A 13,062-nucleotide genomic window follows, 5' to 3' on the forward strand; every position below is an offset into this window, starting at 1 on the left:
AACCACAATGATCCTCGTCACCGTGATGTACCCTGCCGGCGCAGACACCAAATTCGATCTCGACTATTATCTGAAGACGCATATGCCGTTGGTGCAGAGCCGCTGGGGCAGCCTCGGCCTGAAGAATGCCCAGGTGGTGAAAGGCGCCGCTAAGGGCGACGGCAGCGCCGCCGAGTACCAGATGATGGCGCTGCTGACCTTTGAATCGCTGGACGCATTCAAGGCTGCCGGCAAGGCACACGGCGCGGAGATTTTCGCCGACATTCCGAAGTTCACCAACACCCAGCCCTTGGTGCAGATCAACGACATCCTGGCGTAAACCTCGCAACGCGGAACTTGTCTCCTCATCCGGAGCCCGCGTAGCGGGCGTCTCGAAGGATGAGGCCAAGGAATGCAATGGCCTCATGGTTCGAGACGGCGCTTCGCGCCTCCTCACCATGAGGATCATGTCAGAGCGCGATCGGGGCCATCGTTTCATGACATCATCGGACCACCAACTTGCCAACCGGGAGAGCGCCAGCGCTGCAGCCGCATCGCTCGCACAAGACTTCTCCCTCAAAAGCCTGCCCGACTCCTTTTACGACGACCCCTATCCCACCTATCTGGCCCTGCGAACGCTCGCTCCGCTGCATCGTATGCCGGACGGCTCGCTGTTCCTGACCCGGCATCGCGACCTTGAGGCGATCTACAAGGACACCACGCGGTTCAGCTCGGACAAGAAGGTGGAGTTTGCGCCGAAATACGGCACGGACTCCTTGCTGTTCCAGCACCACACCACCAGTCTTGTTTTCAACGATCCGCCGCTGCACACCCGCGTCCGCCGCCTGATCGCCGGCGCGCTGAACCCGCGAGCCATTGCCGAGATGGAGCCGGGGCTGATCGCGCTGGTCGACCGCTTGCTCGACCGGATGCAGGCGCGTGGCAGCGCCGACCTGGTCGAGGACTTTGCTTCCGCGATCCCGGTCGAGGTGATCGGCAACCTGCTCGCCATTCCGCATGAGGATCGCGAGCCGCTGCGCGGCTGGTCGCTGGCGATTCTGGGTGCGCTCGAACCAGTTTTATCAGCCGAGGTTCAAGGGCGCGGCGAGCGCGCGGTCGATGAATTTCTTGCGTATCTCCGTCGCCTGGTGACGCATCGGCGACAGCATCCGGGCAATCCGGATCATGACGTGCTCACCCGCCTGATCCAGGGTGAGGCGACCGGCGAGCGCCTGAGCGAGATCGAGCTGCTGCAGAACTGCATCTTCATCCTCAATGCCGGCCATGAGACCACCACCAACCTGATCGGCAACGGGCTGGAGCTGCTGCTGCGGTTTCCGGAGCAGCGGCAACGCCTGATCGACGATCTCGCCCTGATCAAGCCCGCGATCGAGGAGTTTCTGCGCTACGAGAGCTCCAACCAGCTCGGCAATCGCGGCGTCACCCAGGATACCGAGATCGACGGCGTAACATTGCCCAAGGGCACCCTGATTACGCTCTGCATCGGCGCAGCCAACCGCGACCCCGAACAGTTCGATCACGCGGAGCAGCTCGACATCACGCGCTGGCCGAACCGGCATCTGGCCTTCGCCTCCGGCGCCCATGCTTGCGCCGGCCTCAACCTGGCACGCCTCGAGGGCCGCATCGCCATCGGGCGATTCATGGCGAGGTTTCCAAATTTTGCAGCGGCAGGCCCGGCGCATCGGGCGAGGCGCGCACGGTTTCGTGGGTTTACATCATTACCGGTGAAGCTGGGCTAGGACGAAAGCTGGATACGCGGGTCAAGCCCGCGTATGACGGCAGAATGTGTCGAGGCGTTGCGACCCTCTCAGCGTCATTGCCGGGCGACTTGGCTGAGCCAAGTCGCGGTCTCAATCCAGCTTTTGGCCCTGGAAGGCCTTTTCATGACCACGCCCTTCGACAAGACCGCCGCCGCCAACTTGCTCAACACTGTCTTTGCGTCCTGGGTGCACGACCTCGACCTTTCGATCGAAACGGTCGAAGCCGAGCGCGCGGTGCTGCGAATGAAATTTTCAGAGAAACTATGCCGCGACAACGGCGTGGTCTGCGGCCAGGCGCTGATGTCGCTCGCCGATACGTCCATGGTGATCGCAGTCAGCGCCGCAGCCGGTGGCTATCTGCCGATGACCACGGTTGACCAGACCATCCATTTCCTGCGCCCCGCCGTGCGTGCAGATCTGCTGGCGGAGGCACGCGTGGTGCGGATCGGGCGCACCATGGCCTATGGCAGCATTACAATTGCGACAGACGGCGATTCACGTCCGGTGGCGATGGCGCAGACGGCTTACGCTCTGTTGCGCGACGCCAAATAATTACATCTGGTCGTAGTCAACCACCACGCGCTCCGACACCGGGTGCGCCTGGCAGGTCAGCACGAAGCCGGCTTTTAGCTCCCACGGCTCCAGCGAATAATTGACATCCATCGTGGTCTCGCCTTCGACGATCCTGGCGCGGCAGGTGCTACACATGCCGCCCTTGCAGGCGTAGGGCAGATCCATTCCGGCACGCAGCGCGGCGTCGAGGATGGCTTCGCCCTCGGCAATGGGCACGTCCTTGCGCTTGCCGTCGACGATCAGGGATGCCACCGCCTTTGGCGGCGCCTCCGGCGCGATCACCACCTTCGGTCGCGGCTTGCCGCCGAACTCGGAGACGAAACGCTCGACATGGACCCGCTCGGCCGGGATCCCCAGATCCACGCAGGTGGCCTCGATCTCCTCGCTCATGGCGAGCGGGCCGCACACAAACACATGATCGACCGCGGCCGCCGGCACCATCGCCCGCAACAGCACCTCGACCTTTTCGCGATCGAGCCGGCCATGGAGGATGGGGAGATCCTGCTCCTCCTGCGACAACACATGGAACACCGACAGGCGTCCCATGAAGCGGTCTTTCAGCTCTTCCAGCGCCTCGCGGAACAGAATGCCGTTGGTGGCGCGGTTGCCGTAGAACAGGAAAAAGCGGCTGTTCGGCTCACGCGCGAGAATACCACGGGCGATCGAGATGATCGGGGTGATGCCGGAGCCGGCGGCAAAGCCGACATGAACGCGCGCCTGGTCCGGCGCATGGGTCACGCCGAAGCGCCCGGTCGGCGTCATCACGTCGAGCTCATCGCCGGCCTTCAACTCCTCAAGCGCCCAGCTTGAGAACGCGCCGCCATCGACCTTCTTCACCGCGATGCGCAATTCGTGGTCGTCGGGACTGGAGCAGATCGAATAGGAGCGCCGCACCTCTTCGCCGTCCATCGTCGTGCGCAGGGTCAGGTATTGGCCGGAGGCAAAGGCATAGTCCTTGGCCAGGTCATCCGGAATGGCGAACGTCATCGACACCGCATCGGCGGTTTCGCGGCGCAGGTCGCGGATGGCGAGACGATGGAATTTCGGTGTGTGCGACATGGTCAAAACCTGACTATTGAACGTTGCCGAAAACTCGATTGGTCAATCCGTCATCCTGAGGTGGCCGTGCGCAGCACGGCCCTCGAAGGACGACGGCCCGGACCGTTCATCCTTCGAGGCTCGCCCAGCGGTGCAAGTGCACCGCAAGGCTTGCACCTCAGGATGACGGCTGACGTCGGTGTCACTCGGTGCATCAATCCTAATGACACTTGAAATAATCGAACGGCTCGCGGCAGGTCTTGCAGCGCCACAGCGCCTTGCAGGAGGTCGAGCCGAATTCCGACAGCACTTCGGTGTCCACCGAACCGCATTGCGGGCAAGCCACCTGCTGTTCGCCGAACAGCGCGCGGCGTCCGCCGCCGGCCTGCGGCGGTGCGATGCCGTACTCCTTGAGCTTCTGGCGGCCCTGCTCGCTCATCCAATCCGTGGTCCAGGCCGGCGACAGCACGGTGCGAACCCGGGCGTTGCGAATGCCTTCCCGTTCCAGCGCCAGTTCGATCTCCAGCGCGATCATGTTTATGGCCGGGCAGCCGGAATAGGTCGGCGTGATCGCCACCTCGACCGCGCCCTCGTGTACGGTGACATCGCGCAGCACACCGAGATCGGCGATGGTCAGCACCGGGATTTCCGGATCGACCACCTGCGCCGCTGCATTCCAGGCGAGCTGGCGCAGATCCGGGTTATGGTTGGCCGTAATCACCATGTCGCATTCGGGAATGTGCGCTGCATCGATTGCAGCTCGCTGAGCAGATGACCCAGATGTTCACTGTGGTGGCCGACCCGGCCGCCCTTCTGCATCCAGTCGTTGGTCGGCCGCTTCAATGTCGCGGTGTCCAGGACGCCAGACACGGTCTCCAGCCACCGCGCACGCAAGCTTTCCGGATCGATCGTGACGCCATCGGCAATCAAGCCAGCGTCGCTCTGGTCAGCATGAAACAGTTCGCCGGTGAAGGCCCAGAGATCGTCGACTGCGGTCTGCGCGCGACGATGGCTTTCCTCGGTGCCATCGCCGAGCCGGATCACCCATTCCGACGAATGCCGCAGGTGATAGGCGCTTTCCTTCTCCGACTTCGCGGCAATCGCCGCCAGGATCTCGTCCTTCGAGCCCATCATGGCGCGCGAGTAGGGATCGGCAAACGCCGAATAGAACAGCTGGCGCACGATGGTGCGGGCGAAATCACCGTTCGGCTGCTCGACCAGCAGCAGATTGCGATATTGCCGCACGTCGCGCAGGTAAGCGTACTTGTCTTCGTCGTTCCCCGCGCCTTCCACCTTGGCGGCATAGCTATAGAGCTCGCGCGCCTGGCCGATCAGGTCGAGGCCCATATTGGCCAGCGCCATGTCCTCTTCCATCATCGGTGCGTGGCCGCACCATTCCGACAGCCGATGGCCGAGGATCAGCGCATCGTCAGCGCGGCGCAGCGCGTACAGCACCAGCGGAGATTCGGTCACGGAGATTGAGGCGGCGGTCATGGGACGTCCTTGCATCCATTCAGCCTCATCCTGAGGAGCCTGCGCAGCAGGCATCCAGAAGGATGAATGTGGCAACGTGAGCGGCCTCATGGTTCGAGACGGCGCAAACGCGCCTACTCACCATGAGGGTTTCAATCACATATGTCCGACTTCGTCCGGCACGTCGTAAAATGTCGGGTGACGATAGATCTTCGACATCGCCGGCTCGAACATCATGTCCTTCTCGGAGGGGTCCGAGGCCACGATGGCATTCGACGGCACCACCCAGATCGAGAGGCCTTCGCCGCGGCGGGTATAGATGTCGCGCGCGGCCTGCAGCGCCAGCGTGGCGTCGGTCGCGTGCAGCGAGCCGACATGCTTGTGCGCAAGGCCATTGCGGCTGCGGATGAAGACTTCCCAGAGCTGAATGTTCTGAACGCTCATGTCTCTCTCCCTCAGGCTGCGACGGCAGCAGCGCTGCTACGCGCCTTCTGCTTCTCGGCATAGGCCACCGCGGCGTCGCGCACCCAGGCGCCGTCTTCGTGCGCCTTGCGGCGCGCGGCGAGGCGATCGCGATTACAGGGCCCGTTGCCGGACAGCACTTCTTTAAATTCGTTCCAGTCGATGGCGCCGTAATCCCAGTGGCCGGTGGTTTCGTTCCACTTCATGTCCGGGTCGGGCATGGTCAGGCCCAGATACTGCGCTTGCGGCACGGTGGCATCGACAAATTTCTGGCGCAGCTCGTCGTTGGAGAAACGCTTGATCTTCCAGCGCGTCGACTGGTCACCATGCTGACTCTGCTGGTCCGGCGGGCCGAACATCATCAGGCACGGCCACCACCAGCGATTGAGTGCATCCTGCGCCATCGCCTTTTGTTCCTCGGTGCCGCGCGACAGCGTCACCATGATCTCATAGCCCTGGCGCTGGTGGAACGACTCTTCCTTGCAGACGCGGATCATGGCGCGCGCATAGGGGCCGTAGGAGCAGCGGCACAGCGGAATCTGGTTCATGATGGCGGCGCCGTCGACCAGCCAGCCGATCGCACCGATGTCCGCCCAGGTCAGGGTCGGATAATTGAAGATGGAGGAATACTTCGCCTTGCCGCTGAGCATCTGCTCGACAAGTTCCTCACGCGAGGTGCCGAGCGTTTCCGCCGCCGCATAAAGATAAAGGCCATGGCCGCATTCGTCCTGCACCTTGGCGAGCAGCGCAGCCTTGCGGCGCAGCGTCGGCGCGCGGGTCAGCCAGTTGCCTTCCGGCAGCATGCCGACGATTTCGGAATGGGCGTGCTGGGAAATCTGGCGGGTCAGCGTCTTGCGATAGGCGGCCGGCATCCAGTCATTGGGCTCGATGCGCTCTTCGGCTTCGACGCGCGCTTCGAACCGCGCGGACTTTGCGGCATCCTCGACCACACGGTCGTCAGCTTGCGGCGCATTCAGTGCCTGCGTGTACATGGCCATCTTCTCCCTAGAGGCGATCAAAATATATAACAAAAAAATCAGATATCAAGATATTTTTGTAACATATTGTCTCAGGTGGATAGGAACCTGCGGCGCAGTTCCGGCCCCGGCGGCGGCAGCTGGCCGGACAGGCTTTCCCCATGATCGTCCAGCCATTTTTCCGAGGCCGGCAGCAGTGCCTGATAGATCCGGGCGCAAAAGAGACGGGCCTCGTCGGCGGGCCAGCCCTCCGGCAGCAGCACCGTCGGCAGCAGCGGATCGCGCAGGATTACCCGACGATAGTGATGGATCAGCAGGATGCGGGCGAGCATGGCATCAGCGGGCGCCGGCCGGGCATCCTGCGCGATCCAGGTCTCCAGCGGCGCGAAGGTCTTGAGGAAATCCCGATAGGAATCCGCCGTGCGCTGCAACGACCAGCTCTCGCTGATCAGCCGCCGCCCCATTTCGTCAGCGGCCGCCACCTCGAGCCGGATCGCACCCGCTGCTTCCGCCGGCACTGCGACGCCTGAGGGTGCCACCCAGACACCAGGCATCGGATTACCGAAGCCAGCCTCAGCCAGCGCGGCGCGCGAACTTTCACGGTCTGCGCCATTGCCGATCAGCAGCAGTTCGAAACGCCCGGCACCATCCGAGATGTGCGGATTGTAGACATGCTCGACGGCGGCTTCGAACCGCGCGCGGCCCTGCGGCGCGAGCTTGTAGAAACTCTTGCGCCCGACCTTGTCGCGGTCGAGCCAGCCGTCGGCGGCGAGCCGCGACACCGCGGTGCGCACCACGCCGCCGTCGGTCTCCAGCATTTCCAGAAACTGCAGCAGAGTGCCGAGCCAGACCGACCCGCCGCGCGGCAGGATGGCATCGCCATAAAATGTGATGATCAGCGAGCCGGTGCGCGACGGCTCACGTTTGAACTGGCTGATGATGCGGGCGAGCGGATGGACCATGATAATGATGCATCATCCATGGTTTTCCCATCAATGTCATCAGCTTAGCCGCCCCCAATAGCAGGCGGCTGCGAACAGCGCCTTGCTGCCTCAGCCTGACGGGTCTCATCCCAACGGGGGATGCATCCCTTATCATTCGAATGATAAGGAATGATCTGGGGACGCATCCCGTATCATTCGAACGATCGATGGAGGGGTTCGTATGACTTTGGAAGCGGAACTCGTGTCCCGCCTGATCGGCGATATCTACGATGCGGCGCTCAATCCCTCCCTGTGGGCCGACGTACTTAAGGACATCGCAGCCTTCACGCAGGGGCAGTCGGCCGGATTTGCGATCCAGAATTCACTGACCAAGAAAGCGCGAGTGGTCCAAACCTATGGCTGCGATCCCCGTTACCTGCAGCTTCAGATTGATATCTACGCGAAGTTCGATCCGACCTCGGATCTGTTCCTGTTTGAACCGGAGCAGGTGGTCAGCATCGCGGACTTCATGCCTTACGAAGACTATCTCCAAACTCGCTACTGTTGCGAGTGGGCTGCACCCCAGGGCTGGGTGGATTGGGCCAGCGCCGTGCTGGAAAAGTCGGCGACGGACCACGCGGTTTTCAGGGTCTACCGGCGCAAGAGCAACGGGATTGTCGATGACGAGATGCGCCGCCGCATGCGGATTGTGGTGCCGCATGTGCGCCGCGCCGTTGTCATCGGCGGCCTGATCGATCTGCGCACTGCGGAGGCGGCAGCCTTCGCTGACGTGCTCGACGATCTGAGCCCCGGGATGTTCCTGGTGGACGCGCGGGGACAGATCGTCCACGCCAACGGCAGCGGCCATGACCTGCTCGGCCAGGGCGACGTACTCTGCGACTCCAACAATCTGCTGACCGCCGTCGATACCCAGGCGAATCAGGCCCTGCGCGAAGTGATTGCGCAGGCAAGCGATGGCGACGACGCGGTGGGCGCGCGGGGCATTGTAGTTCCGCTGTCCGCCCCCGCGCCGGAACAATGGCTGGCCCATATCCTGCCACTCACATCGGGTGCGCGACAGCGAACCGGGCAGACTTATTCAGCGGTCGCAGCGGTGTTCGCGCGCAAGACGGCCTTCGACGCACCCACCACCCTCGAAAGGCTGGCAAAACGCTACCGGTTGACGCCGAGCGAGCTGCGCGTGCTCGACGCCATCCTCAATGTCGGCGGCGCGGTGATAGCGGCCGAAGCCCTCGGCATTTCAGAAGCCACGGTCAAAACCCATTTGCAGCATCTGTTCGAAAAAACCGGTGCGCGGCGCCAAGCCGATCTGGTCAAGCTAGTGGCCGCGCATCATAGTCCATTTCGGAGCTCATGAACCGGCACGCCCGCCGTCGCCAGCGACCCTTTCAGGGCAGCGTTGCCGGATCCAGATGACCTTGCAGCCGCACGCGAAGATCTTCCGCCGTCAAAGCATCAGTGAAATGCGCCACCAGTTCGCCGTCGGGGCCGAGCAGATAGGTGATGGCGGTATGCGGCACCGCATAGCCATTCTTGTCGTCGGGATCGACCGCGCGCTCCGCAAACACACGGAAGGCCTGCTTGACCGCATCGATCTGCTCTCGCGATCCGGTCAGGCCGGTGAAGCGCGGATATGTCCCAAGAAACGTCCGCATCACGTCCGGCGTGTCACGCTCCGGATCGACCGTGATGTAGAGCGGCTGGACGCGATCCGCCAACGGTCCAAGCGCATTGAGCACACCGGACAGTTTGGTCAGCGCCCGCGGGCAAACCACGCGACAATGGGTGAAACCAAAAAACAGCAGCGCAAAGCGGCCGTGGTAGCTGGCTTCAGTGACGGCGCGGCCATGATGATCGGTCAGTTGGAACGATCCCCCCACCGGCGGACGGGACGAGTTCATCAGGACCTCAGCGCCGCTGATTATAGACGTCGAGGCAGACTGCGCCGAGCAGCACCAGGCCCTTGATCACCTGCTGGTAATCGATGCCGATGCCGAGAATCGACATGCCGTTGTTCATCACCCCCATGATCAGCGCGCCGATCACGGCACCCGCCACCCGCCCGACGCCACCATAAGCCGAGGCGCCGCCGATGAAGCAGGCGGCGATGACATCGAGCTCGAAACCGAGGCCTGCCTTGGGCGTCGCGGTGTTGAGTCGCGCGGCAAAGACAAGACCGGCAAGGGCCGCCAGCACGCCCATGTTGACAAAAGTGAGAAAAGTCAGCCGCTCGGTCTTGATGCCGGAGAGCTTGGCGGCTTTCTCATTGCCGCCGACGGCGTAGATCTGCCGGCCGATGGTGGTGCGGGCGGTGACGAAGCCATACAGCGCGATCAGCGCGATCATGATCACCAGCACGTTCGGCAGGCCGCGATGCGACGCAATCAGGTAGGTGAAATAGACGATCACGCCGAACAGAATCGCGTTCTTTAGCGCAAAGAAGCCGAACGGCTCGACCTCGACCCCATGGCTTGCGCGCCGGTTGCGGGTGGTGACGCTGACATAGACCAGGGCGAGCGCCAGCGCCGCGCCGATCAGCAGCGACGTCGGATAGAGCGCGCCGGCATCGGGGAACAGCTCGGGAATGAAGCCGGACGACAATTTCTGGAAGGTCGGCGAGAATGGGCCGACCGATTGGCCCTGCAGCACCGCGAGCGCCAGCCCCTTGAACACCAGCATACCGGCCAGCGTGACGATGAAGGACGGAATCTTGAAATAGGCCACCCAATAGCCCTGCGCGGCGCCTATCAATGCGCCGAGCGCAAGACAGATAATGGTGGCCGGAATGAAATGCACGCCATATCGCACCATCAGCACCGCGGCGATGGCGCCGACAAAGCCCGCGACAGAGCCGACCGACAGATCGATATGCCCGGTGACGATCACCAGCAGCATGCCGAGCGCCATGATCACGATGTAGCTGTTTTGCAGCACCAGGTTGGTGAGGTTGAGCGGACGCAGCAGCGTTCCGTCGGTCACGACCTGAAAGAATGCCATGATCGCCAGCAGCGACAGCAGCATGCCGTATTCGCGCAAGTTGTTCTTGAGGAAGCCCGCATGCTTGCCCGCTTCGGGAAGCGCCACAGTCTTGTCGCTCATGGATGTGCTTCTCCCACCAACTGTTCGCCCATATTCTTGTCCAGGCTGCGGTCAACCAGCCGCTCGCCCTTGCGCACGATCACCCGCATGATCTTCTCCTGCGTCGCCTCGCTGCGGTCGAACTCGCCGACAAAGGCGCCCTCGTTCATCACGCAGATGCGGTCGCAGATCCCGAGCAGCTCCGGCATTTCCGACGAGATCACGATGACAGCCTTGCCGGCATCGGCGAGGTCGTTGATGATGCAGTAAATCTCATACTTGGCGCCGATATCGATGCCGCGGGTCGGCTCGTCCAGGATCAGGATCTCCGGATCGGTGAACAGCCACTTCGACAGCACCACCTTCTGCTGGTTGCCGCCGGAGAGATGCCCCGAGGTCTGGTAGACGTCGGCGCAGCGGATGCGCATGCGATTGCGAAAATCGCTGGCCACCCGAAGCTCCTTGATGTCATCGATAACGCGGCCCGGCGCGACACTCTTGAGGTTGGCGAGGGTGATGTTCTTGCGCACGTCGTCCGCCAGCAGCAGGCCCAGCTGCTTGCGGTCTTCCGTGACATAGGCGAGACCGGCGTCGATGGCGCGGCTGACGGTGGAGAGATCGACGTCCCTGTCGTTCAGGGTGACGCGCCCGGTGATCTTGCGGCCCCAGGAGCGGCCGAACAGGCTCATGGCGAATTCAGTGCGGCCGGCGCCCATCAGGCCGGCGATGCCGACGATCTCGCCGCGGCGGACGTGGAAATCCACATTCTTGATGACCTGCCGGTCGGTGTGCAGCGGATGATAGACCGACCAGTTCTCCACCCTGAACACCGGCTCACCGATTTTCGGCTCGCGCTTGGGATAACGATGCTCGAGATCGCGATCGACCATCTTGCGGATGATGCGGTCTTCCTCGACCGCACCGTCCCGGCAATCCATGGTGTCGACGGTGCGGCCATCGCGCAGCACCGTGATCCGGTCGGCGACCCGCGAGACCTCATTGAGCTTGTGTGAGATCAGGATCGCGGACATGCCCTGCGCCCGAAATTCAAGCAGCAGGTCCAGCAAGGCCGCGCTGTCGCTTTCATTGAGACTTGCGGTCGGCTCGTCGAGAATCAGAAGCCGCACCTCCTTGGACAGTGCCTTGGCGATCTCCACCAGTTGCTGTTTGCCGACACCGATGTTGGTGACCAGAGTATCCGGCGCATCGCTGAGCCCGACCTTGGCCAGCAATTGCTGCGAGCGCTTGTAGACCGCATCGCGGTCGATCACGCCGAAGCGCGACGGCGGATTGGCAATGAAGATATTCTCGGCGATCGAGAGCAGCGGAATCAGCGCCAGTTCCTGGTGGATGATGATGATGCCGCGCGCCTCGGAATCGTTGATGTCGCGAAACTTGCGCTCCTCGCCATCATAGATGATCGAGCCTTCATATGCGCCATGGGGGTAGACCCCGCTCAGCACCTTCATCAGGGTCGACTTGCCGGCGCCATTTTCGCCGACCAAAGCATGGATCTCACCGGCCTTGACGGTGAAATTGACGTCGCTCAGCGCTTTCACCCCGGCGAAGGCTTTGCTGATGCCGCGCATCTCGAGCAGTGTGGTCATGCAGGCTCCCCGGCACAAGGATAACCGTCAGTCATGCCCGCGCTTGTCGCGGGCTTGACTGCGGAGAGTCATCAGTTGAACTGCGACTTCTTGTAGTAGCCACTGTCGACGAGCAGCTTCTCCCAGTTGTCCTTGTAGACGACGACCGGCTTGAGCAGATAGGACGGCACCACTTTGACGCCGTTGTTATAGGTCTTGGTGTCGGTCACGGTCACGGTCTTGCCGCTCAGCGCCGCGTCCACCATGTCGGCGGTGACCTTGGCGAGATCGCGGGTATCCTTGAAGATCGTCGAATACTGCTCGCCCCGCGTCATGGACTTGATCGACTGCACCTCGGCGTCCTGGCCACTGACGACCGGCATCGCCATGTTGCCGCTGCCATAACCGACACCTTTCAACGACGACAGAATGCCGATCGACAACCCGTCATAGGGCGACAAGACCGCGTCGACCCGCTTGTTGGTGTAGAACGCACTCAGCAAGTTATCCATGCGGGCCTGGGCGGTGGCGGGATCCCAGCGCAAGGTCGAAACCTTGTCCATGCCCATCTGCTTGCTGGCGACCACCAGTTTGCCGCTGTCGATATAGGGCTGCAGCACCGACATCGCGCCATTGTAGAAGAAGTAGGCGTTGTTGTCGTCGGGTGAGCCGCCGAACAGCTCGATGTTGAAAGGGCCCTTGCCGTCCTTCAGACCCAATCCCTGCTCAATCGACTGCGCCTGCAGCACGCCGACCTGGAAATTGTCGAACGTCGCATAATAATCGACATTGGCGGTGTCGCGGATCAACCGGTCATAGGCGATCACGGTGACGCCCTTGTCCCTGGCCTGTTTCAGCACGTCGGACAATGTGGTGCCGTCGATCGAAGCAATCACCAGCACCTTGGCGCCCTTGGTCACCATGTTCTCGATCTGCGAGAGCTGGTTGGGAATATCGTCCTCGGCGTATTGCAGGTCGGTGTTGTAGCCGCGCTCCTTCAGCACCTTCACGATGTTGTTGCCGTCATCGATCCAGCGTGCCGACGACTTGGTCGGCATCGCGATGCCCACCGTGGATTTGGTCTGTGCCATCGCCGGGGCGACGAGCAGCACTGAACCAAGGGTGACGGCAGATAGCATCGATTTGAGTAAATTCATGTTTCACTCCCAAA

14 protein-coding genes are annotated in these 13,062 nt (G+C 62.3%); 4 read left to right on the top strand and 10 right to left on the bottom strand.

Annotated features, from left to right (window positions below; genetic code table 11):
• Positions 1-7: 7 nt before the first annotated feature.
• The 3 genes from RS897_RS07800 to RS897_RS07810 all read left to right on the top strand — a co-directional run bounded on the left by RS897_RS07800 (position 8) and on the right by RS897_RS07810 (position 2,312).
• Positions 8-319, top strand: coding sequence for an EthD family reductase (locus RS897_RS07800; protein WP_315836010.1), 312 nt, complete (start codon positions 8-10; stop codon positions 317-319).
• A gap of 157 nt (positions 320-476) precedes the next feature.
• Positions 477-1,739 (top strand): cytochrome P450, encoded by a 1,263-nt coding sequence (locus RS897_RS07805; RefSeq protein ID WP_315836011.1) that lies wholly within the window; start codon positions 477-479, stop codon positions 1,737-1,739.
• Positions 1,740-1,883: 144 nt separating this feature from the next.
• Entirely contained in the window at positions 1,884-2,312 is a 429-nt protein-coding gene (locus tag RS897_RS07810) for a PaaI family thioesterase (protein ID WP_315836012.1), read from the top strand.
• On the opposite strand, the gene paaE is transcribed toward RS897_RS07810, so the two are convergent.
• The 6 genes from paaE to paaX form a co-directional block, all read right to left on the bottom strand.
• On the bottom strand, positions 2,313-3,392 hold the full coding sequence (gene paaE / locus RS897_RS07815; RefSeq protein ID WP_315836013.1) for a 1,2-phenylacetyl-CoA epoxidase subunit PaaE: 1,080 nt from the start codon (positions 3,390-3,392) through the stop codon (positions 2,313-2,315).
• A 199-nt stretch (positions 3,393-3,591) separates the two neighbouring features.
• The gene (paaD, locus tag RS897_RS07820; protein ID WP_315836014.1) at positions 3,592-4,095 is read right to left on the bottom strand and encodes a 1,2-phenylacetyl-CoA epoxidase subunit PaaD; all 504 of its coding nucleotides are present in this window, start codon (positions 4,093-4,095) and stop codon (positions 3,592-3,594) included.
• Positions 4,089-4,865 (bottom strand): 1,2-phenylacetyl-CoA epoxidase subunit PaaC, encoded by a 777-nt coding sequence (gene paaC / locus RS897_RS07825; protein WP_315836015.1) that lies wholly within the window; start codon positions 4,863-4,865, stop codon positions 4,089-4,091. The genes paaD and paaC overlap by 7 nt, the downstream gene beginning before the upstream one ends.
• A gap of 135 nt (positions 4,866-5,000) precedes the next feature.
• The gene (gene paaB / locus RS897_RS07830) at positions 5,001-5,288 is read right to left on the bottom strand and encodes a 1,2-phenylacetyl-CoA epoxidase subunit PaaB (protein ID WP_315836016.1); all 288 of its coding nucleotides are present in this window, start codon (positions 5,286-5,288) and stop codon (positions 5,001-5,003) included.
• A gap of 11 nt (positions 5,289-5,299) precedes the next feature.
• Positions 5,300-6,298 carry a 1,2-phenylacetyl-CoA epoxidase subunit PaaA gene (paaA, locus tag RS897_RS07835; protein ID WP_315836017.1) on the bottom strand — a complete coding sequence of 333 codons (999 nt, stop codon included), beginning with the start codon at positions 6,296-6,298 and terminating at the stop codon, positions 5,300-5,302.
• 77 nt (positions 6,299-6,375) lie between these two features.
• Positions 6,376-7,245: a phenylacetic acid degradation operon negative regulatory protein PaaX gene (paaX, locus tag RS897_RS07840; RefSeq protein WP_315836018.1), complete on the bottom strand. Its 870-nt coding sequence runs from the start codon at positions 7,243-7,245 to the stop codon at positions 6,376-6,378.
• A 223-nt stretch (positions 7,246-7,468) separates the two neighbouring features.
• On the opposite strand from paaX, the gene RS897_RS07845 reads away from it, so the two are divergent.
• Positions 7,469-8,584, top strand: coding sequence for a helix-turn-helix transcriptional regulator (locus RS897_RS07845; RefSeq protein WP_315836019.1), 1,116 nt, complete (start codon positions 7,469-7,471; stop codon positions 8,582-8,584).
• 31 nt (positions 8,585-8,615) lie between these two features.
• On the opposite strand, the gene RS897_RS07850 is transcribed toward RS897_RS07845, so the two are convergent.
• From RS897_RS07850 to chvE, 4 genes are all read right to left on the bottom strand, one after another.
• Positions 8,616-9,128, bottom strand: a complete 513-nt coding sequence (locus RS897_RS07850) for an SCO family protein (protein WP_315836020.1) — start codon at positions 9,126-9,128, stop codon at positions 8,616-8,618.
• A 7-nt stretch (positions 9,129-9,135) separates the two neighbouring features.
• On the bottom strand, positions 9,136-10,326 hold the full coding sequence (mmsB, locus tag RS897_RS07855; protein WP_315836021.1) for a multiple monosaccharide ABC transporter permease: 1,191 nt from the start codon (positions 10,324-10,326) through the stop codon (positions 9,136-9,138).
• Positions 10,323-11,912: a multiple monosaccharide ABC transporter ATP-binding protein gene (gene mmsA / locus RS897_RS07860; RefSeq protein ID WP_315836022.1), complete on the bottom strand. Its 1,590-nt coding sequence runs from the start codon at positions 11,910-11,912 to the stop codon at positions 10,323-10,325. The genes mmsB and mmsA overlap by 4 nt, the downstream gene beginning before the upstream one ends.
• 71 nt (positions 11,913-11,983) lie before the next feature.
• Positions 11,984-13,048, bottom strand: a complete 1,065-nt coding sequence (chvE, locus tag RS897_RS07865; protein ID WP_407654452.1) for a multiple monosaccharide ABC transporter substrate-binding protein — start codon at positions 13,046-13,048, stop codon at positions 11,984-11,986.
• Positions 13,049-13,062: the final 14 nt, after the last annotated feature.

The organism is Bradyrhizobium prioriisuperbiae (assembly GCF_032397745.1).
Lineage (GTDB): Bacteria > Pseudomonadota > Alphaproteobacteria > Rhizobiales > Xanthobacteraceae > Bradyrhizobium_A > Bradyrhizobium_A prioriisuperbiae.